This is a genomic window from Pleomorphochaeta sp. DL1XJH-081, assembly GCF_049310885.1.
Lineage (GTDB): Bacteria > Spirochaetota > Spirochaetia > Sphaerochaetales > Sphaerochaetaceae > CAYZJV01.
In genome coordinates, this window is sequence record NZ_JBMDYO010000006.1 from 1 (window position 1) to 20412 (window position 20412).

Annotated in this window: 19 protein-coding genes, 3 tRNA genes and 1 riboswitch; of the genes, 8 read left to right on the plus strand and 14 right to left on the minus strand. The window is 45.8% G+C overall.

The window, feature by feature from the left end; genetic code table 11:
* Window positions 1–494: 494 nt before the first annotated feature.
* Window positions 495–1124 carry an adenylate kinase gene (locus ACODJP_RS10320; RefSeq protein ID WP_422481189.1) on the plus strand — a complete coding sequence of 210 codons (630 nt, stop codon included), beginning with the start codon at window positions 495–497 and terminating at the stop codon, window positions 1122–1124.
* Window positions 1125–1209: 85 nt separating this feature from the next.
* Here the strand turns inward: ACODJP_RS10320 and ACODJP_RS10325 are convergent, their stop codons facing one another.
* The 6 genes from ACODJP_RS10325 to ACODJP_RS10350 form a co-directional block, all read right to left on the minus strand.
* Window positions 1210–1833, minus strand: a complete 624-nt coding sequence (locus ACODJP_RS10325) for a tetratricopeptide repeat protein (protein ID WP_422481191.1) — start codon at window positions 1831–1833, stop codon at window positions 1210–1212.
* A gap of 5 nt (window positions 1834–1838) precedes the next feature.
* Window positions 1839–2909 carry a uracil phosphoribosyltransferase gene (locus tag ACODJP_RS10330; protein WP_422481193.1) on the minus strand — a complete coding sequence of 357 codons (1071 nt, stop codon included), beginning with the start codon at window positions 2907–2909 and terminating at the stop codon, window positions 1839–1841.
* A gap of 126 nt (window positions 2910–3035) precedes the next feature.
* Window positions 3036–3107 (minus strand) — tRNA-Glu (locus ACODJP_RS10335).
* Window positions 3108–3197: 90 nt separating this feature from the next.
* Window positions 3198–5843 (minus strand): HD domain-containing phosphohydrolase, encoded by a 2646-nt coding sequence (locus ACODJP_RS10340; RefSeq protein WP_422481195.1) that lies wholly within the window; start codon window positions 5841–5843, stop codon window positions 3198–3200.
* Between the two features lie 138 nt (window positions 5844–5981).
* Window positions 5982–7160 carry an iron-containing alcohol dehydrogenase gene (locus ACODJP_RS10345; RefSeq protein WP_422481197.1) on the minus strand — a complete coding sequence of 393 codons (1179 nt, stop codon included), beginning with the start codon at window positions 7158–7160 and terminating at the stop codon, window positions 5982–5984.
* A gap of 19 nt (window positions 7161–7179) precedes the next feature.
* A complete protein-coding gene (locus ACODJP_RS10350) occupies window positions 7180–7605 on the minus strand; it encodes a C-GCAxxG-C-C family protein (RefSeq protein ID WP_422481199.1) in 426 nt (141 codons plus the stop codon).
* Window positions 7606–7665: 60 nt separating this feature from the next.
* Here ACODJP_RS10350 and mutM point away from each other — a divergent pair, with 60 nt between their 5' ends.
* Window positions 7666–8523 carry a bifunctional DNA-formamidopyrimidine glycosylase/DNA-(apurinic or apyrimidinic site) lyase gene (gene mutM / locus ACODJP_RS10355; protein ID WP_422481201.1) on the plus strand — a complete coding sequence of 286 codons (858 nt, stop codon included), beginning with the start codon at window positions 7666–7668 and terminating at the stop codon, window positions 8521–8523.
* A 78-nt stretch (window positions 8524–8601) separates the two neighbouring features.
* On the opposite strand, the gene ACODJP_RS10360 is transcribed toward mutM, so the two are convergent.
* The 4 genes from ACODJP_RS10360 to ACODJP_RS10375 all read right to left on the minus strand — a co-directional run bounded on the left by ACODJP_RS10360 (window position 8602) and on the right by ACODJP_RS10375 (window position 11751).
* Window positions 8602–8674, minus strand: a tRNA-Lys gene (locus tag ACODJP_RS10360).
* Window positions 8675–8726: 52 nt separating this feature from the next.
* Entirely contained in the window at window positions 8727–10214 is a 1488-nt protein-coding gene (locus ACODJP_RS10365; RefSeq protein ID WP_422481203.1) for an ATP-binding protein, read from the minus strand.
* A 66-nt stretch (window positions 10215–10280) separates the two neighbouring features.
* Entirely contained in the window at window positions 10281–10739 is a 459-nt protein-coding gene (rnhA, locus tag ACODJP_RS10370; RefSeq protein WP_422481205.1) for a ribonuclease HI, read from the minus strand.
* Window positions 10740–10770: 31 nt separating this feature from the next.
* Window positions 10771–11751, minus strand: coding sequence for an ankyrin repeat domain-containing protein (locus tag ACODJP_RS10375; protein ID WP_422481207.1), 981 nt, complete (start codon window positions 11749–11751; stop codon window positions 10771–10773).
* Window positions 11752–11905: 154 nt separating this feature from the next.
* Here ACODJP_RS10375 and ACODJP_RS10380 point away from each other — a divergent pair, with 154 nt between their 5' ends.
* The 5 genes from ACODJP_RS10380 to ACODJP_RS10400 all read left to right on the plus strand — a co-directional run bounded on the left by ACODJP_RS10380 (window position 11906) and on the right by ACODJP_RS10400 (window position 17328).
* A complete protein-coding gene (locus ACODJP_RS10380; protein WP_422481209.1) occupies window positions 11906–13060 on the plus strand; it encodes a Gfo/Idh/MocA family protein in 1155 nt (384 codons plus the stop codon).
* Between the two features lie 106 nt (window positions 13061–13166).
* A complete protein-coding gene (locus ACODJP_RS10385; RefSeq protein ID WP_422481211.1) occupies window positions 13167–14243 on the plus strand; it encodes a Gfo/Idh/MocA family protein in 1077 nt (358 codons plus the stop codon).
* A 75-nt stretch (window positions 14244–14318) separates the two neighbouring features.
* A riboswitch (cobalamin riboswitch) is annotated at window positions 14319–14511 on the plus strand.
* 73 nt (window positions 14512–14584) lie between these two features.
* Window positions 14585–15514, plus strand: coding sequence for an ABC transporter substrate-binding protein (locus ACODJP_RS10390; protein ID WP_422481213.1), 930 nt, complete (start codon window positions 14585–14587; stop codon window positions 15512–15514).
* Between the two features lie 3 nt (window positions 15515–15517).
* Window positions 15518–16546, plus strand: coding sequence for a FecCD family ABC transporter permease (locus ACODJP_RS10395; RefSeq protein WP_422481215.1), 1029 nt, complete (start codon window positions 15518–15520; stop codon window positions 16544–16546).
* Window positions 16543–17328, plus strand: coding sequence for an ABC transporter ATP-binding protein (locus tag ACODJP_RS10400; RefSeq protein ID WP_422481217.1), 786 nt, complete (start codon window positions 16543–16545; stop codon window positions 17326–17328). Before ACODJP_RS10395 ends, ACODJP_RS10400 begins: the two co-directional genes overlap by 4 nt.
* A gap of 7 nt (window positions 17329–17335) precedes the next feature.
* On the opposite strand, the gene ACODJP_RS10405 is transcribed toward ACODJP_RS10400, so the two are convergent.
* The 3 genes from ACODJP_RS10405 to ACODJP_RS10415 are packed head-to-tail and all read right to left on the minus strand — an operon-like array spanning window position 17336 to window position 18953.
* Entirely contained in the window at window positions 17336–17611 is a 276-nt protein-coding gene (locus ACODJP_RS10405) for a peptidylprolyl isomerase (RefSeq protein WP_422481219.1), read from the minus strand.
* A 12-nt stretch (window positions 17612–17623) separates the two neighbouring features.
* A complete protein-coding gene (gene cyaB, locus ACODJP_RS10410; RefSeq protein ID WP_422481221.1) occupies window positions 17624–18175 on the minus strand; it encodes a class IV adenylate cyclase in 552 nt (183 codons plus the stop codon).
* Between the two features lies 1 nt (window position 18176).
* The gene (locus ACODJP_RS10415) at window positions 18177–18953 is read right to left on the minus strand and encodes a hypothetical protein (RefSeq protein ID WP_422481223.1); all 777 of its coding nucleotides are present in this window, start codon (window positions 18951–18953) and stop codon (window positions 18177–18179) included.
* Between the two features lie 125 nt (window positions 18954–19078).
* On the opposite strand from ACODJP_RS10415, the gene ACODJP_RS10420 reads away from it, so the two are divergent.
* Window positions 19079–20080 (plus strand): sensor domain-containing diguanylate cyclase, encoded by a 1002-nt coding sequence (locus tag ACODJP_RS10420; protein ID WP_422481225.1) that lies wholly within the window; start codon window positions 19079–19081, stop codon window positions 20078–20080.
* A 59-nt stretch (window positions 20081–20139) separates the two neighbouring features.
* On the opposite strand, the gene ACODJP_RS10425 is transcribed toward ACODJP_RS10420, so the two are convergent.
* Window positions 20140–20212: transfer RNA gene (locus ACODJP_RS10425), tRNA-Met, on the minus strand.
* Between the last annotated feature and the right edge of the window lie 200 nt (window positions 20213–20412).

Consider the following 20412-nt stretch of genomic DNA (forward strand, 5'->3'; position numbering starts at 1 on the left):
TCTCGCGGCACCTGCTCTCCAGCCGGCGCCTCAAACGTTAGCTTTCACTTCGTTCGTGAATTGACTTGGAAGCCCTTGCACCTCTATAAGATTCACACCTTACAGTTTGCAATTGCTTGCAATACTTCTCTCTTTCCTTCGCTTATCAATGTTATAAATCAGGTCGCTTGATCCCTTTTGCAAGGGAGCGATTTTGGCTCTTGGCCAAGCACCTTTCGTTAGCGTGCTCGACTAAGATACTCTATCGAAAACATAGTGTCAATAGCAATTTCCACTATTTTCCGTTTTGTTCCACCTTCAAAACCCTTAAGCCGTTTCGGCTGTGGTTTTTTCTGGTTGAGCCGAGGTGGATACTACCTGTTTTACACAAATACGTCTAGGGGGTTTAAAAATATTTTTCCATTTTTTTTGGAAGGGGCGACAAAAACAGAGTCATCTGATAATCTCATGGCATTCGCACATAATACATGAAGGGAAGAAAGAGAGGAAAAACCATGAATCTAGTGTTTTTAGGGCCTCCAGGAGCTGGCAAAGGGACTATTGCCGCATTGGCAAAGGAACGTCTGGGGGTTCCCCATATTTCAACTGGAGATCTTTTTAGGGCTGCAATAAAGCAGGAGACGGAATTGGGGAAGCAGGTAAAATCAATATTGGCTTCAGGAGAACTGGTGCCCGATTCTGTTACAGTAGAGATGGTGAGACAACGTTTCGAAAATAGTGATACCGACAATGGTTTCATCTTGGATGGGTTTCCCCGCACCATAACACAAGCGGATGCGCTGGCAGAGATGAGAAAAATTGAGTATGTGATCAACTTCCAGATTGGAAGGGACGAGATTGTAAAACGACTCTCAGGAAGACGGATGGCCAAAAGTTCCGGCAAGATCTATCATATCATCTACAACCCGCCAAAGGTTGAGGGAATCGACGATGAGACTGGAGAACCGCTAATCCAACGGGAAGATGATAAAGAAGAGGCAATCCTTAATCGACTTGAGGTGTACGAACGGCAGACAGAACCGCTTATTTCATATTATAGGGAAAAGGGCTTGCTTATCGACCTCGATGCTAAAGGAAAACCAGAATCGATTATTGAGGCTCTGCTGAAGGTCCTTGGACAATAGAAGGGATCGAGACCGTAGGACAGACTGCGGGTGGAACTATGATGAGGAGCCTTTACAACGGACTCCTCATTTTTTATAAGACTGATCATATAAGGGAATCGGCGAGAAGTTTCCAAGAAGCTCCACTGCCCCTACCTGTCTCATGCTCTAGTAGAGTCAACTTTTCGAACACCCATGATTGGAAATGATGCAACTCATAGGCTTGCAGTGCATAGTAGTAAGCATCTTCGAACATCTCGCTTTCTATAAATGAATCAACCAACCGCTCACGTGAATCAAAATCCATTGGATCGATTTCGAGTACAGTCTTCCAGCACTCCTGGGCTATCTCAAGATTACCCGAATATGATGCAATACCAGCCAGAGCATTTAGATATTTTGTATTGGTATGGTTAGTGATCCCATTCAACCGTTCCAATACAGTCAAACTATCATGGTAGGCTCCGGACTTTGCATAAACAATAGCTAGATTATAGAGCAATCTGGGGGCATTAGGAAATTTTACCAATCCATCAAGATATATTTCTATCGCGCTGGCAAAGTCACCATCCGATTCTCTAGTTGTAGCTTCGGCTATTAAATTGTCGATTGCCGAAGTTTCTATTGCGGGACTTGAAAGACAAGAGGAACATAGACCTATGAGCACTGCAATCGTAACAATACCCCAGAAGAGTCGATATCTCCGTTTACCAGCCGATAGATCTATCATTTCACTCAGTGTCCATTCCTACCCAATACGGTCTCCTCGATTTCCCGGACCTGGTCTCGATAAAGATCGGTGATGGTAGAACCATAATCTGCAATCAATTGGATCATATTTCTCGGATTGTCATCCTCGTCTACTCCATTGAGTCGATCTCCAGCATCACCGAGGCCGGGAAGTATATAGGCTTTCTCATTCAGCACGGGATCCATCCAAAGAGTATATACTTCTGCCCTATCGATTGCACGGACAACCCGTAACGCTCCTTTGAGTGCGGAGATGACGGTAATAAAACGGATAGAACGCGGAGTTATCCCTTGTGATTCGATGTACTTCACAATAGTAACTAAAGAACCTCCGGTTGCATTCATAGGATCGGCAAAAATCAGATCTTTCCCTTCAAGTTGGGAGAGGTCAAAGAAAGAACGGTCTAGGTCTAGAAGATAATCCATATTCTTCTCAACCTTGGTATCATCTCGCTTGATCTTGAAAAGAGCGAATGGAGCGACCCGGCCATCCGAACTATAATCCTGTATCTCTTTACTTATGATCATTGATGGAAGCAACGCCCCTCTTAACATAACACACATAACCGAATTGTCGATAAGATCATCGACATCAGGAATCTTATGGACTGCATAGTTCTGCGCAGGAAAAGTAACGGGAGTCCGCGTGATGATGCTCCGCTTCTTAGGCAGTGCTTTATCTGCATATACATGGGCAAAAAGCAGCTCGTATGCACGCTGGACAAAATAGAGAAATTCAGATTGGCTGGTCTTCGGATCACGGAGCTTAGCGATCAATCGGGAGGCTGCTCCATGTTGCACCTGAGGTGTTTCGAAGGAATAGACGTGAATTCGACTCTCTTTCGCAACAATTTCCTTCAAATACCGTCCAACCCGTTCAAAGACTGGAGTAATCGATTCTCTGGCATGATGCACTTGTTCGGCATCTCCGGTATCAATCTCTTTGAATAGGCCGATAGCCTCCGCATACAACGATTGAGCCTTGGCAAGACTCTCTTTATCCGAATCGGTTAGATATCCGTCAAGATCGGTAGCATGTAAAACCACTTTATTCATGTACAGGTGCCTCTCCATGTGAATTTGGAGCTCATTACAGAACTGCTCTGAGGAAATAGTGTAACGTATGGATTGTGTTTGGGCAACGGGAGTAATAAAAAACCGTTCCCAAAAAAGGAACGGTAACATCTCCAGGGGGAATTGAACCCCCGTTGCCGGGATGAAAACCCGGTGTCCTAACCACTAGACGATGGAGACTTGAAAAACGCATAGTCTTGTACCATGACAGAGAGAAAGCGTCAAGTAGGTTTACACAATAATTTGCCAAAACCACCAAAAAAGACTTCTTTAACGGTTATCTTCGCTTTCAATCCCGTCTATGAGTATCTCATGAAGCTCACCGGATGCTATCATAGCTACAAAAAGAGAAGCGAGCTCAGGATCAAATTGTGATCCACTACATCGCTTGATCTCTTTAGCTGCTGCTTGAACTCCAAGACCGGTACGATATGAACGGTTGCTCGTCATTGCATCGAACGCATCGGCAAGAGCAATGATTCGTGCCTGCAAAGAGATCTCCTTCCCGATCAGACCACGTGGATAACCGCTCCCATCCCACTTTTCATGATGTTCCAGAATATGTTCTGCTACCTCCGAAAATTCGGTTGCGGTAGAGAGTATACGATACCCTACTTCCGAATGCCTCTTCATCTCCTCCCATTCATCATTATCGAGTGCAGTTACCTTGTTGAGGATACTTTCGTCGATTCCAATTTTTCCTATATCATGCATAAGACCAGCTACTTTCATCCTGCTCACATCCGCGCTACTCATCTGCAACCTCTGTGCGATTTTTTCACAGAGCGCGCTTACTCGCTTTGAATGCTGGGATTCACGGCGGCTTTTCTCGAATAACGTGTTCATGACTAAGCCGATCGACTTGCTCTTCTCACTAGTACTCTCGTAGATCTTACTCCGATTCAACGCATCCTCTGCCCTTTTAAATACAGCGTTATAGGATTCCTTCACAGATGTCCTAGTAGCATAACCATATGACAGGGATATTCTCATCTGAGAAGTCTTCGCTTGCTCTGCCAAACCAGAAACTCTTTGGGCTACCCTCTTCGCACCTGCCGTACCAGTTCTCGGCATAAGGATCACGAATTCATCCCCTCCATACCTTGCAAGGATATCATGTGGACTGCAAGCGGATTCTAAAATGCTGGCCACATGCCGCAACAATTGGTCTCCGGCATCGGTACCGAATGAATCGTTTACAATTTTTAATCCATTCGTATCGACTAAGAGTATGGTTAGCGGTAGATTCTCCGGTCGATCCATCTTCAACAGCTCAGACTCAAGATACTGGCGATTGTACAGCCCGGTAAGGAAATCTCGCTCCCCCATGTATCTCAGTCGTTCTTCCGCAAGCTTACGTTCGGTGATGTCCTGCCCTTGTACTATGGTATAGGTCTTCCCTTCTGAGTCTTTTTCGGAGACCGATGCCCAGTTCCAAATAACGTGTCGCCGATCACCACCTTTGGAGGAAATAGACAACTCAATATGGTTTTTCGTTGTAGATTGGAATAATCTGTCCCAGAAAGAGATAGGATCCCCACCTTCCGGCAGATCCTCCATGGAGAACAATTCACCAAAATGGATATCAGCCACACGCTGCCAACGCTTTCCAGTGAGATTCTCAAAGGCTTTGTTAAACCTACTGATTAACCCATGGTTGTCTAGAATCGCAATCGGCCCGCTTGCTTCAGTTATCAATCTTTCAAGACGAGCATTCGCATTTCGTAATTCGTTCTCCAACTGTTTCCATTTGTTAATTATCTCTGTATACACGACCAATCCGCCGATAGTACCGTCAGCTTCATACCAAGGTCGACACTCCCACCGCATCCAATCCACCGATCCATCGCTTCGAATCCATTGATCATTATCACCAGACTCGACAGCTCCAGTAAGAACCCGTGAGTGGACATCCTTCAGATATTGGGGGAGGTCTGGAAAAACTTCATAATGGTTTTTACCAATCACGTCTTGTCCGGGAACTCCAAATTCTTCCAGATAGCGTTTGCTCACGTAGAGATAATTCATCTTTTTATCATGTATTGCAACGGAACTCCGGTTATGTTCCACAACATAGCGCATCAGCTCTATCATATGGCTGGCAGTCTGTTCCATCCTTTTTTGTTCAGTCACATCCAATACTAAACCCTCGAGCACTTCAACCATGCCCTGTACATCATAGAGGGGTGTTCCTTGTTCCCAAACCCATTTTTCCTGCCCTTCTGCAGTCCTGATCTTGTAGGTTACCGTCACCTTCTCGTGTTCCGCGACACCACGTTCCCAGGCATCGTATACCATAGTTCGATATTCGGGGAGAATGATATCGTTATAGGAACATTTTCTATTGGCAATCAGATCGAAAGCATTGTATCCGGTGAGTTCAAAACAACCGTCAGACACGAATTGCATCGTCCAATCGGGATCGAATGAACATCGGTAAGCCATACCAGGCAAATTACTGAGCAATACAGACTTACTCCTTTCACTCTCATAGAGCATATGAGCTATCTGCTTGCTCCTATCGATATCCTGAATTGTACCCGCCAATCTTACTGGAGAGCCATCCTTATCGATATCGAGAATTTGGAAATGGGATACGTACCAATGGTAACTTCCGCGCACATCTTTTATCCTCAATTCTGCCGAAAGTGCATGCTGTTCTACCCGAGAAATCTGTTGGAAGGCTTCCGATATGGTTCCAAGATCGTCCGGATGTATCAATTCCTTCCACATGTCGCTGAAGAGGCTAACTACAGAATCAGGAACAAGACCAAGGATTTGACGCAATGGAGAATTGAGGGTGAAGGATCCTGAGTTGAGATCTACTATCCAAACTCCAATATTGACAGCATCGAGGACATGTCCCAGATTGGTCAACAACTCCGATTTTTGACCGGAAAGTTCGTTACTCATCATGAGCATTTCCTTGTAAAGAGAAATCGATATTACAGGAGAGCCCTGTCATCCCTCTCTATTTGGACTCGAGTATACCATAGCGGTAACATAAATAAAAATGTTATCTTTCCAAAAAGTGGAGAAAGCCAAAAGCAAAACCTATTTTTCAGCCAATCTGTAGATTTCGATGATCTCCTTCTTCCCTAAGGGAACATAGGATGGTAATGGATGAGCTCCCCCGTCCGTCGTCATTTCGGCGAGCATTTCAAATTCGGAAGGATCTATTCCCAGTTCCTGCATGGTAGTAGGCATGCCGATTTCAGCAAAGTATCTGGTCATAGACTCTATTCCCTCCAAAGCAGTCCTCTCTGGATGGTCGTGATCCATATCTACTTTCCAAACCCGATTCGCGAGCTGGGCAAATTTCCGCACATCATATGTATATATGTACCTCGCCCATGCAGGAAATACTACAGCAAGACCAGCTCCATGCGAGACTTCATCGTGTAGTCCTGAGATGTCATGTTCAATTTTGTGAGCGGGAAAAGTTGCTTTCTTTCCGCATCCGGTCAAACCATTATGGGAGAGACTCGATGCCCACATCAATGTAGCCCTAGCTTCATAATCCTCGGGGTTTTTGATAGCCTGTCTACCGGCATTCTTGACCGATACTAAAATTGCTTCCGATAATCGATCGATGAGTTCCGTATCCGTATCTGGTGTGAGATAGCGTTCCAATGTATGCATCATGGTATCCACGATTCCGCAAGCAGTCTGGTATGGACTGACTGTGCTGGTATACTCGGGATTCTCGAAAGCGAATAGTGGACGAAGAAGATCACTATTTACCGAACGCTTGAGTTGCTTATCAGAATTGGTAATCACGTCGGAATGGCTCATTTCGCTCCCAGCGGCGCTTATGGTTAATACTGCCGTTAAGGGAAAAGACTTTGTTGGCTGCTGTTTCTCCTCGATCATTGTCCACGGATCTTTTCCGTGGGATAGACCAAGACCAATTGCCTTGGCGGAGTCGATCACGCTCCCCCCTCCGACAGCGACAATCATATCCACGTCTTCTCTCTTGGCAAGATCGATACCTTCTCTTACCAGTGAAATCTTTGGATTAGGCGCTACGTTGCCAAGTGAAACGAATTCGATACCAGTTGCCTGAAGACTTTTCTCTACTTTATCCATGAGGCCACTCTTACGGACACTGCCACCACCAAAGTGAATCAATACTTTTTTGAACCCGGCATCCCGTAGCGTGGGACCAACCTGCTCTTCGACACCTTTGCCAAAAAAGACTTTTGTTGGGGTATAGTAGGTAAAATTGTTCATTTCAGACTTCTCCTTTGTTTTATTCCATTTCTTCGCTGATCATGTCATAGAGGATTTTTACAGCCTCATGTATGCAACCTTCGCAACTATATAGGGGAGTACCGGTATCCAGTCCTTGCAGTTCCCTGCAGGTCGCGCTTCCAGCAGACTTGACGAACCGCTCATAGAAGTTCCCTCCAAATTCGTAGGTTGTCGCCTTGGTTACGTTTTTCGGATCGCCTCCACTTGTGAACAGGGAAAGTATCATGAGAGCACCACTGATGGCACCGCAGGTGCCATCTGTATTGCCCATCCCACGTCCAAATGCTTCTGATAATTTAAACATTGCATGCTTGTCCATCCGCACTTCATCGGCAAAGGTCACTGCGACAGCCTGTGCACAGTTATGGCCATTTGCATGCAATTGGGCAGCACGTTCAGTGTATACGTTCACTTGATTTTTCATCATTCCTTCCTTATGTTCATGAAACCAGAAATTAGCCAAAGGGGCAAGCACATTCAATGCATGTCAGGGGTAATAGGAATGCCAGAACTTCCAGAGGTAGAGACAACATGCCGCGATATCCTCAATAGTCCCATTATGGGACAAACGATTACATCCACAGCCGTTCGTTGGCAGAGATCTATAGGGGAAATGGCGACGAATGAGTTCGTTCGCCGTCTTGCGGGCAGGAGATTCGTCGATGTCAGCCGTAGAGGGAAATTCATCCATTTGAAATTGGATGACAGACAAAGCCTTCTTGTCCATTTACGCATGTCCGGGTCACTTGAAGTCAAACTCTCAGATACGAGTCCTGATGTACACGACCGTGTCATCATCACATTCGAGACGCATGGTTTAGCCTTTCATGATCCTCGAAAATTTGGAAGAATGATACTTACTGACAGCCCTGGAAAAATTCTCGATAGGTTGGGACCGGAACCTTTCGATATTGCACTTTCAAATGGAGGACTTTACCATGTTCTCCAAAAAAAGCGCGCTAATATCAAATCGGTATTACTCGATCAACAGACTATTGCAGGTATTGGAAACATCTACGCCGATGAAAGTCTCTTCCTCTCAAGAATACATCCGTTGAGAAAAGCTTGCGAACTGACACCTGAAGAGACGCAATTGTTGCTACAGAGTATCCGGTCCTCGCTTTTACAAGGAATCGAAAGTCGAGGGACTTCACTAGGTAACGGAGAAGCGAATTTTTCGTCTTTTGGGCATAGTGGTGAAAATAAAACCAATCTCCTGGTATTCCAAAGAACTGGAAAACCCTGTCCGGTCTGTAACTCCCCTATTGAGAAAATCATAGTCTCACAAAGATCTACTCACCTTTGCCCTCACTGCCAGAGAGATCACAATGGCAATACATGAAAAAAACCGGATAGCCAAAATAGCTCCGGTTTCTTCATGAAGGAGATTATATTGCGTTCGCGCCAGTAAAAATACCGATGAGCCACACTGGATTCGAACCAGTGACCCACGCCTTAAAAGGGCGTTGCTCTACCAGCTGAGCTAGTGGCCCAAGGCGAACGAGTTGGATAGTACCAATATGTTTCCAAAGTGTCAACACAACATCAGTAGCTACGCCAATAAAAATCATACGATCCGTATCTACGCAACATACTGGCTATCCTTATTTCCTGTTCACCAATCAAGTCTTGGTCCAGTAAATCCGCTATGGTTCTAGCTACGGTACAAACTGAAAAGACTCCCCGCATACTTGTGCTGCCATCAAGTATAGATTTAGCCATCTCTATAACTTGTGCATCGATATGGTGAACCCTAGCTTGGGGATAATGCATCAGATCGGCATTCTGCATTATGGGAAAATCTTCATTGCTAAAACGGAATTTCTGTCGATCGAAGGCACATTCCAAATCGAAAGGAAACGATACAATTTCCGATTCTTGTTGTGGATCAACAGGGATTCGAATATCGAACCTGTCCAACAAGCCTGAGCCCAATTTCTTCCAATATCGCATAATCGTAACCTGGGAACAGGAGCATCTCCCATCCTCAATACCCAACTCTCCGCATGGACAGGCATTCATGGTTGCAATTATTTGGAATCGGGCAGGAAATTCGGAGATCCTTTTGTCCATTTTCAAATACACCCGCCTCCTATCGTACACTTCACGTAATTGCTCCAAAATACTTTTCGGGAATGTTGAAATTTCATCTACTATCATAACTCCCCCATGGCTTCTTGCCGCATAAAACGAGAAATCTTCCTTCAAACTAACTTGGGGCAGGATGCAAGCGGGTCTTTCCCCCCTGATTAATGGATCAAGACTCCCTAAGGCAGAACGTATACGTGCCATTTCTTCATAAAGAAGTTCTTGGGCAGGGGGGAGCAGACTAGAGAAGGAGGTCGCACAAAGCGTCTTACCAGCACCAGGAGATCCGAATAGGAGGACATGATGCCCACCAGCAGCTGCAACTTCCAAGGCTCTTCGGACACTTTCCAGCCCTTCCACATCGGCAAAAGGAAGTTTGTCGATAACGTGGGATATTTGAATTTCTCCTGCTCTCAACTTGCGAAAATCATCGCCCAAAAGATGTTGCTGTACTTTTTTCACCGCATCGGAGAGAGAGGTGACTAACATGAGCGTATCAGACGGTAAAAGACCATCTTGGACAGGTGCGATGGTCGCCAGACACCCTTTTTGTTTGGCCGCAGCCAATGCCCCTTGAACATTCTGAATTGCGATGACAGTCCCATCGAGTGCTAATTCACCGACCACCATGACAGGGAGATCATTGGCAATCTGGATTTCACCATCAGAGATTTTTTGTGACAATGCAATTACAAGAGCTATCGCAAGGTCTAATTGGGAACCTGCCTTATGCATGCTGGCAGGTGCAAGATTGATCAATACTCGTTTCCTTGGGATGGGTATCCCCGAATTACGCAATGCGCTCCGAACCCGTTCCCGCGATTCCCTGATAGCACTATCTGGTAAGCCTACGAGATCGAACCCAGGAAACCCTTTCCTCAGATCTGCCTCCACGGTTATACAATCACCCGAAAATCCTCTACTCACAAAGCTATGTAGACGCATGAAAACACCTCCATTCTCTTAGAGAACGTAGATGACAGGAGATCCGCTTCAGATTTGAGGACGTTTTCAGCTTTCCAGCAAGGTATCCATCTCTTTTCGGACGAGAGCATCGCAGCGTTCGTTCAGTTCAATACCGGCATGACCTTTTACCCATTTCCATTCGATAGGAAGTTTGGATGCAAGTCCGTCGAGCTGGATCCAATATTCCTTATTCTTCACTGGAGCTTTCGCAGCTGTCCGCCACCCATTGCGCTTCCAGTTGTGTATCCATTGGGTTATACCATTCTTGACATATTGGGAGTCGGTATTCACTTGGACAGAGGAGATCGGTCTCTTTAGCGCAAGTATATAAGTGAGAGCCTGGATCACTGCCGACAATTCCATTCGATTGTTCGTAGTCTGGCGCTCCCCACCACTTTCCGCAGCCAATTCTTTCTCACCTTCAAATACAACAAAAGCCCAGCCTCCAGGACCGGGATTTCCAGAACAACCACCATCTGTATAAACTGTCAGCATATTTTGCATGGAGCAATCCTAGAAGATTGTCAAACGAACGTCAAGAAATGTCGCTCATATGGGCTCCTGCTGCTATCAATATTTCTACAATCTCTTCCGAACAATAGTTGAAACGGGCAATATCGAGAGGAAACAATCCATCTGCATCCGGTTCGTTCACATCGCAACCAGCTTCCAATATCGCGGACACAACTTCAATGTTATCGGTGAGATGACAGCCAAGGGCATAGTGTAATACGGTTTCGCCGGTGAAAGATTTTCGGTTAATATCGTCTACATAGTCGAGCAACAGCAATGCTACTTGTGAATTATCCGCAGCGCATGCATGCATAAGTGGTGTCATCCCCTGAGAATCCACTACATTCGCCTTGGCTCCACCCTTCAGCAATACCTTGACAAGATCCACATTGTCGAGTGCATGGACGAGTACAGGATATCCCTCCGAGTCGACTGCGTTTGGGTCTACGCCAAGACTCAATAGTGTCTCCAACATGGGAACCGGTTCCGGATTCTCATACATAGCTACTACTAGGGCATTTTGCTCAACCGCTTGATCATCGCTATTCCATAACTCATCATAGTCTATGTCATCTGCATCATCCCGTGGTTCTAGGTAGAGATCCATAGGCATGGTGGTATTGGGATTGGCTCCCTTCGAGACAAAGAAATGGATTAATTCGTCTGTAGCATTCGAAGCAGCACATAGAAGAAACAGAAGATCCAGTTCCCTCTCCGTAACGGCCTTCAAGTGGGAAAAAAGGTATATAGCGACTTCAGGGTTCGGATTATTAATAGCGGCTTCGCTTACGATGGTAAAATTGACTTCTGCGCCTGCCATAGCCAGAACCTCGATTATTGCAATATGTGGATTACGTACCGCAGCATACCATAATGGACTGTGGCCATCCGCATCCGACTCGTCCACATCCCTAATCTTGACCAGTAATGTCTCGAGGATTTCTTTTTCACTTGCAGATTTGGCTGCATGGCACAATTGTGCAAAACTCTCCGAAAGATCCATGTTCTGAACTCCTTGGGAATATTGTAGCATCAGTTTCGTCAAGACGCTATGAAAGAATATCTTTGCCCTACTTCAATCAAAAAAAAACAGTGTTTGCATTATATATGATGGCTTTGGTAGAATAGAGGGAAATTTGGCAGGAAAGGAGTCGCTCATGAAACATGGTGTAGCAATAATAGGGACAGGTGCAATCGCAAGATCACATATCGCCGCATACAATCAATTCCCAGAGGACTGCGAAATCAAAGCATTATGTGATATCTACCCCCAAAAAGCGAAGGCATTGGCGGAGGAGATGGAAATTAACGTTGATATTTTCGAGGATTACCATCAGATGCTCGAACGTACGGACATCGACATCGTCTCTATTTGTCTTCCCCCTAGTGTACATGCAGAAGTCTCCATAGCTGCAATGGATGCAAAAAAACATGTCTTGGTCGAAAAGCCTATGGCTCCATCCCTTGCCGAATGTGATGCGATGATCGAGGCCTCCGAAAGGAATCGTGTTCTTCTCTCACCTATCGCACAAAATAGATTCAGGACATCGATGATGAGATTGAAACATATGATTAGCGAAGGTATTGGCGGTAGCGTTCTGCACGCTACAGTAGACTCGTTGTGGTGGAGAGGTCAAAACTACTATGACCTTTGGTGGAGAGGTACGTGGGAGAAGGAATGTGGTGGTTGTACAACGAGCCATGCAGTACATCAACTGGATCTATTACAATGGATGGTGGGAATGCCACAGGAGATTACTGCTGTCATGACAAATGTAGGCCATGACAACTCGGAATGTGAGGATCTTGCAATTGCAATAATGAAATATCCAGGCATGCTCGCCCAAATGACAGCCTCTATCGTTGCCCATGACGAAGGACAGCAGTTAGTTTTCCAAACTGAAAAAGCAAGATTCTCGGCACCATGGAAAATCGCAGCTTCTAAAGCATTGGAAAATGGATTCCCAGAAGATGATACCCAAACCGCAAAAGAAATGGATTCCTACTACAACAATCTTCCCGAAATCTCTCCTGAGAGACATGCAGGGCAGGTGAAAGACTTCATTGAAGCATTGGAAGGAAAACACCCGTTACTGATAGATGGAAAACAAGGCAGGAATACTATTGAGTTGATCATGGCAATCTATAAATCTTCACAATCGAAGCAGACGGTCACCCTACCATTGGCTAAAGATGATCCATTGTATACCCGAGGAGGTCTCATTGCCACTATGCCGAGATTCCATGAGAAGAAGCGGAGTATTGAAAATTTCTCTACAAGTGAAATAACCTTGGGTAAGGATGCGAAATAGAGTCAATTCTTGCCCCTAAAATCCCTATGGATCGAGTAGCTATATTTGTTTCTTTCGATCGCCACAGGGATCACAAATCTTATCTTTGGTTGAGGAGGATTCCGGGATGCAACAGAAAGCAGATGGACAAAATTATGCCCCGAAAGGAAAGGCCTTTCCGGTGTGTAAGCCAGGAGAATTCAAAGTTGGTGTTATTGGATTAGATCATGGACATATCTATGGCATGTGTAATGGTCTTGAGGAAAGTGGAGCCCAGATTGCATTCGTTTATGATAAGAATCCCGAAGCAATGTCAAAGTTTTCTTCCCAATTCCCTCATGTCACCATTTGCAAAGACCCGAAGGCGATATTAGAACACCCCGATATCAAATTGGTTGCCAGTGCATCGGTACCTGTAGAACGTACACCGTTAGGAATCTCGGTAATGCTTCATGGAAAGGATTTCTTTGCTGACAAACCGCCTTGCATCACAAAAGAACAGATAGCACAAGCTCGCAAGACAGTAGCGGAGACTGGAAGAAAATTCGGTGTCTACTATAGTGAGCGATTGCATGTTGAGGCTGCAACCCGAGCGATGGAACTCATAAGTCAGGGGGCGGTAGGAAAAGTGGTCCAAGTAATGGGATGGGGTCCTCATCGTGCTGCGACCCATACCAGGCCACAATGGTTCTTCGAGAAGAAGATGTATGGCGGAATCCTCGTGGATATTGGATGCCATCAAATTGAACAGATTCTTGCGTTCAGCGGATCCAAAGATGCTACTATCACCAGTAGTAAGATAGCCAATTTCAACCATCACCAGTACCCGTCTTTCTACGATTTCGGCGAAACTACACTTACTACTGATACGGGGTGTTCGGGTTATTTCCGCGTAGATTGGTTCACTCCCGATGGTTTGGGAACCTGGGGAGATGGGCGTACGATAATCTTAGGAACCGATGGATATATTGAGTTACGTAAGTATATCGATATCGCCAGGGACCAGGAGGGAGACCATGTCTATCTAGTAAACCATGAGGGTGAACACCATGAATGTGTAGCTGGCAAATCAGGATATCCGTTCTTTGGTCGGTTCATACGAGATTGTCTCGATCGTACCGAAACAGCAATGGATCAGCAATTGGTGTTCCGGGCGATTGAATTGGCGGTACAAGCTGAGTCGCAAGCGTCAGTGCTCGCATAGGAGAGAAAAGTAGATCGATGATGGTTTCCTAGCCTATAGTGGGGTTTGAACTTGACAGTATCCCCACGGTAAGCATAACATGATCGGACAAGCGGTTCGGATGGTTCCAAGCCATTCGCTAAGAGGGAAACGGGTGCAAGTCCCGTACGGTCCCGCCACTGTAATGAGGTAAGAACGGCTGTCATTGGACAACCACTGGAGTAATTCCGGGAAGGAGCCGTTACGTATTCCTCCAAGTCAGGAGACCTGCCGCATGTGAACCTGTCGATCTCTTGATCGGACCTACGGTGCATAGGTCGGGTGTGCAGACTCATACCCATCACTTACTTAGGAGTTTGGGTATGGAAAATTACCGAACACGCTTGATTTCTCTGATTTCGATGATGTTACTCATTATCATTCCCCTTTCGGCAAATGGATTGGGAGAGTCGCAGTCACATGGAGAATATGCCATATCGATTGTAGATTCACGTGGAGTGACCATTTCACTTGAAGAGATCCCACAGAAGATCGTCTCACTGAGTCCAAATATTACAGAAACGCTTTTTTCCTTGGGACTGGGGGATCACATGGTAGGAAGAACCGACTATTGCGACTATCCTCATGAAGCCCAATCCATTGAACCGATGGGAGACCTACTCTCTCCAAGTGTGGAAAAGATCGTCTCTACCGATCCTGACCTCGTAATTATCAGCAATTTAGGTCAACTACAGACCATAGAAGCGATAGAAATGACTGGAATCCCAGTAGCGTTCATAGATGAACCACAAACCATGGAGGGAACCTATAGGATTATCGAACAGGTGGGCGAAGTAACAGGAACCGCCAAGGTAGCAGCCCAGATAGTCAAGGACATGCGATCTGAAATTGAAAAAATCAATGTTTCAGAATTGAAAGACAATCCCAGTGTCTATTATGTCGCTGGGTTTGGAGAATGGGGTGATTTCACTGCTACAGGAGATACGTTCATCCATGATATCATCACCCTCGCTGGCGGTGAGAACATTGCATCCGAGGCAGTCAACTGGAGCTACCAGCTGGAGTTGTTACATGCAAAAGATCCCGACATCATTATCTTACCCCCGTTATGGGGAAGTACCTTTGAACAGACGTATGAGCAATTCGTAAATCATCCCTCGTATGCTTCCCTCTCAGCTGTAAAAAAGGGGAAAATCATCAATATTGACAACAACATCATAGAGAGGCAGGGTCCCCGTAGCGCTCAAGCTGTATCGATTCTCGCAACAGAAATCGATCGACTCTCGAGGTAAGCGGTGATACGTCCCACATTTTTACCGATCATCGGTATAGCCTTGGTAATCTCACTCGTTGCAGTTACTGGTCTTGCGCTGACTTTGGGTCCAGCAGGTATACCTTTGACGGTTATCGATGATATTCTGTTATCCGGTCCTTCTGTGGACCAATCGGCAAATTTCACAACAGCCCAACATCGAATCGTGTGGACACTCCGTCTTCCACGTATCCTCACATCATTGGTCGCTGGGATTATCCTTTCTGTGTCAGGTATGGTATACCAAGCTCTTTTCCGTAATCCCATGGCTGACCCTTATGTATTGGGAATCTCCAGCGGCGCTGCATTTGGCGTATCGCTCGCAGCATTTCTTGGATTTGTCGGAGGTGCTACTGGAATATGGCAGGTTCCACTTGTGGCATTCTTGGGAGCTGCTGGAACGGCCTTGTTCATCCTCCTACTCTCTGGCGGGGTACGAAGGTCGCCAACTACCCTACTTTTAACAGGAATTGCGTTGAACTTCCTCCTATCGGCGCTTATGACGCTTTTCATGTATTTAAATCGCGCACAATTGCAGAACATCATGCAGTGGACCATGGGAAGCTTTGGTTCTTCATCCTGGAACAAGCTCTCCATTATGCTCTCCATAGGAACTCTAGGCATGCTCCCTATAGCTTTTCTTACCCGGGAGTTGGACATCCTCCTACTGGACGAAGCTTCCGCTCATAGTATCGGAGTCTCTGTAAAAGTTGTCAGGATGGTCCTCCTCTTCTCTTCAACACTGGCAACAGCGGTCACCGTGGCCTTCTGTGGTACGATAGGTTTCGTTGGGCTGATGGTACCACATATCATGAGATTGGTTACCGGACCACGTCACCGATCTTTGCTCCCCTTCTCGATCTTAGGAGGAGCTCTCATGATGGTTGGAGCCGATACAGTTGCGAGAACCGTGTTGGGAGCGTCTGAACTTCCTGTGGGAGTAATAACCGCAATAGCCGGAGCCCCCTTGTTCATCATCCTACTGGTAAATTCCAAGAGGAGACAATCGTGAAGAAACCTAATGCTGCATCGGTCAGAAATCTCCAATGGTCATACAGAAGTAAAGTCCTATTCAGGAATCTCCATACCGATTTGCCAATCGATTCTTTCATCTCGATCATAGGTCCGAATGGATCTGGCAAGACGACCCTTCTGAGACATCTGCTGGGTATCCTTGAATCGCATACAGGCAATGTGGATCTCTTTGGAAAGGATATCAGGGCATACAACCAACGAGAGATGGCAAGGAAAGCAAGTTATGTTCCCCAATCCAGTCGATTGGAATACGATTTCACAGTTTCTGAATGTGTGGCCATGGGTAGGTATGCCCACGGAGGAAGACTCGCTGTATTGACGGCGGAAGACCAACTCTTAATCGACCAATCTTTGGATGCCATGGAAATGCGTCATCTAGCCAATAGGTTAGCTACCGAACTTTCCGGAGGGGAGTATCAGCGGATGCTCATTGCTCGGGCATTAGCCCAACAGGCAAAGGTAATTTTCCTTGATGAACCGGTGAGTCATCTTGATATCCACAACCAACGGGAAATCCTACGGTTGTTGCGTTCACTCGTTGAACAAAAGATTGCTACAGTGGTATGCATCCTACACGACTTAAATGCAGTAAGTGCTTACAGTGACCTAGTGATTATGATGAGAAGCGGAATAATCGTAGCTGAGGGAAATGTAGGTGAAGTCTTGACCAAAGAGAGGATAGAATCGGTCTATAAAATAGAGGTAGATATCGTCCCGAACGAGTCCTCTGGACGGCCGCTCATTCATCCTCTCTGGTAAGCGAGTCCTAACGGGACCCGGTCTTTTTAATTATATGGAACCCAAACTGGGTTGGGACGACTGGACTGATTCCCCCAGAAGAGAGCCTTTTCACAGCCTGTTCGAAAGCTGGAACCATCGCTCCTTCACCGAACCACCCTAAGTCACCGCCTTTGCTTTTACTCGGACAGGTGGAGAAATCACGAGCGAGAGCTGAGAAGTTAGCCCCACCCTTAATCCTCTTGAGCAGTTCCTCAGCAAGTTTCCTATCTTTTACTAGAATATGACTGGCGCGAAATTCCATGTGACATCCTCTCTATGAATTTTGTTCTTGTAGCATCTCAAGATAGTATCTACCCTCCAACGGATAGTCAGCGACACCCAACCGGGTGCGTAAATCAGACAATTCTTCAAGTGCACTTTGGACCTGTTCGTCTGTAGCCGAATCCTCCAAAAGGCGTTCCATCTCAAGATAATACCCCAAACCATCTACATGGACCAACTCTATCGAAAGTCCACCATCTTTCCAAAGATTTCCCTGCTTCCCCTTCTCTATGAGAGGAACATAGCCAAGTGATCCGAAAAAAGCATGCAGAGCTCCGCTCTCTTTCCTCGGCACTGTGAACTCGATTTCATCATTCACTTCAACTCTGTCATTACGATGTTCTTTTTGTTTTCGGGTCAAAACAAGAATGGAATTTTCCTGCCTGATCCGAAAATCAGCTGTAAAGCCATCACGACTATAGTAGACATCCCGCTTATCGACAACCTGTTTCACTATAGCGGGAAACGCTTTGTCGATCACATCGGTTAGTGCGGTTAAGCGATACTCCGGTATGTGGATCTTACACTCCACTTCTCGTGCCATATCAATCCTTCCATGGGAAAATCATTCCCTTGAATGTACGCTTTCCTACCTTCTCCTGTTCATCGAATAGAAGTTCTTCCCAAGGGATATGTTTTCTATCGGCAGAGCCATCCGCTTCCAGATAATCATATTTCATAAGCAACAGTTTTATGGCGACTTGTCGTGAGAGTTGTATTCCCGCGACGCCAGGTATTATCGTGGCGAACAAGATCGTAAGGATCATATTGAATATGTGGTAGACACCGAAAAACAGGGAGAACGCTAAATTGTCTGCCACGATCACTAACGACTTTTTCAAAGTCTTCAGTGGTTTGTCCTCCGGCATTTGTATAGCAAGCGGATAATAAAACATCATAGCCAAGAGTAAGGCTAAAGCTATCCAGAACACCACTACCGCAATAACAAAGGCGAACATGGAATCATAGGAAAGATAGAACGGGATGATAAAAAATATTACGGTTACAAGGAATAGGTTAATGAAGACATGTAGTAAAGCGTGACGCCAGATGAGGGCAAAGGATCGTTTGAAATCGTTAAACCCAGGACGGCTGTAATATGCAAATTCCTTCGTTTGTGAAGAGAGAGCTCCGCTATAGAAAGAATGAAGCACTAAGGCCAATCCTGCCATCGCTATTCCTCCGACAACAGAGACCGAAAACAATTCCAATGCTCCATAGAGGGTCAATATGACTATAAGATACCCAAGATTGAGTACTACAAGAGAGATCAGATTATCCCAGCCATCGAAAAACGCCTTCTTAATGAAAAATCCTGTCATACCACCACTGTAGCGGAATATTTGATGATGGTAAAGTTGAGTTACACGTTCACACAAGTGTTCCAATATGAAAATCAATGTGAAATAACTTGACGGGATCCCATGTATGCCCGAGAGTAGGTTGTATGGAAGACGATCACACGGATCCTTGTAAAGAATTGAAAAGACGGGTCAATGAGTTGAAACGACTCAATGATGAACTATTGGAGATGCAACACCAGGAGACGGTTCTCGATTACGCCTGGTCAGGAAACTTGGGGCATTGGTATTTCAACTTAGAGATGAACACCGTCGTATTCGATCAGCTCAAGGTAACCACCTTGGGATATGAAGCATCGGAAATCCCAGAGTCGGTTCCTTACCAGTTCTTCACCGAGAAAGTCCACCCCGACGATTATGGGGCGATGATGCAATCAATGAGGGACCATATCGCCAATATCAAGCCCGTCTATGAATGTTCGTATCGGATCCAGACTAAGAGTGGTTCATACAAATGGTTCTACGATCGTGGAAAAATCACCCAATGGGACACCGATGGTAAACCAGTTCTTATTGTCGGTATTGTCTTTGATATCACCGAGAGTAAGCAGAAAGAGTTGTCACTGGAGGAAGAAAATGCCCATCTTCGCTTGGAGGCAACAACCGATAGCCTTACCGGATTACCTAACAAACAGGCGGCTTTAAAATCATTACGCAACAGGATGGAACTGTCTAAAGCTCAAGACCAACCGCTTTCAATTTGCATGTTTGATATCGATCATTTCAAACGAATCAACGATTCGAAAGGCCATCTTTATGGTGATTATGTCCTGCAGAAAGTAGCAAATGTTTTCAAGACCGAAAGCAGGGGGTTGGATGTGGTCGGCCGCTATGGTGGAGAAGAGTTTATCGCAATTTTCTATGGAGCAGACCATCAACAGTCTGTCCTCATAGCCGATAGGATGCGAAGACATATTGAGCAGTTGGAACTCGCCGATTCAGTGTGCGTCACCATCAGCGGAGGAGTCGCCCGCTATCTGAATCAGAATGTTGAAAACCTCATTGAAGAAGCGGATAAACTCCTGTATGTGGCGAAGTCCCAAGGAAGGAACAGGATAGTCGGACAAGCTGTCCAAGGGGTCTCCTGAAAACAAAAACGCCTCCCTCACCCCGTATCGATTAAGACGTGGGAAAGAGAAGCGTTTAATAGCGGCGAAGGGACTCGGACCCCTGACCGAACGGATATGAGCCGTTTGCTCTACCAACTGAGCTACGCCGCCATAGTTTGCGTCGTCGAACACGACAGGCGCAACTATACCGACGAAATGCGACACTGTCAAGAGTCTTCCGTACAGAAAATGCAAGGCATGTAAGCGTCCTTTCGTTTCCTGCGCTCGCTCGGTAATACAAGCAAGCTTTTGTTTCCTGCGCTCGTTCGGTAATACAAGCAAGCTTTTGTTTCCTGCGCTCGTTCGGTAAT